Annotated in this window: 1 protein-coding gene; it reads left to right on the forward strand. The window is 55.9% G+C overall.

The window, feature by feature from the left end:
* Nucleotides 1–337, forward strand: a 337-nt coding sequence (locus EN984_RS37115; protein WP_206517600.1) for a hypothetical protein, incomplete at its 5' end; no start/stop codon positions are given.
* Nucleotides 338–521: the final 184 nt, after the last annotated feature.

The raw sequence follows: 521 nt of genomic DNA on the forward strand, positions 1-521 counted from the left end.
CATGGGGGAGCCTTCTATGCTTGCAAAAGACACTGTGATCTGCTGGACGCCTGACAGGCCGCCCTTCCATGACCGCCCTATGGCGGGGACGATCATGGTCACAACCGCTCCACTGCCGCAGCACGACTATGGTCATATGAAAACGTATGGAGCCGTAAACTTGGACTGGAGGCAGATGGACGCTTACGACCGTCGGCAAAAGCTTCAACGCCTTTTCACTCAGATCATTCATAAGGATTGCATTCCCGAGATCGATGCCCGTCTGGCTCTTTCAGTCATTGATGACATCCTGATTGATGACCTTCACAGTCAGCAGCAGGATGAAGATGAGGTGTAAGGTAAGCGGCGGCCGATCGCATCGCGCCTCAGCCAGCGAGTAGGGGATCCATATATGGCGGCGACCGTCGCGCTTAACCAGGTATCGGCCAACCTATGGGAGATGCCCCAGCCTTTGGGGGATTACGCCGGCGAGCTGCTGAAGCGGGGAAGATCCTACTATCAAGCGTTCCAGATCCTTGCCG

The sequence above is a fragment of the Mesorhizobium sp. M7A.F.Ca.CA.004.12.1.1 genome (assembly GCF_003997835.1).
In the GTDB taxonomy this organism is placed as follows: domain Bacteria; phylum Pseudomonadota; class Alphaproteobacteria; order Rhizobiales; family Rhizobiaceae; genus Mesorhizobium.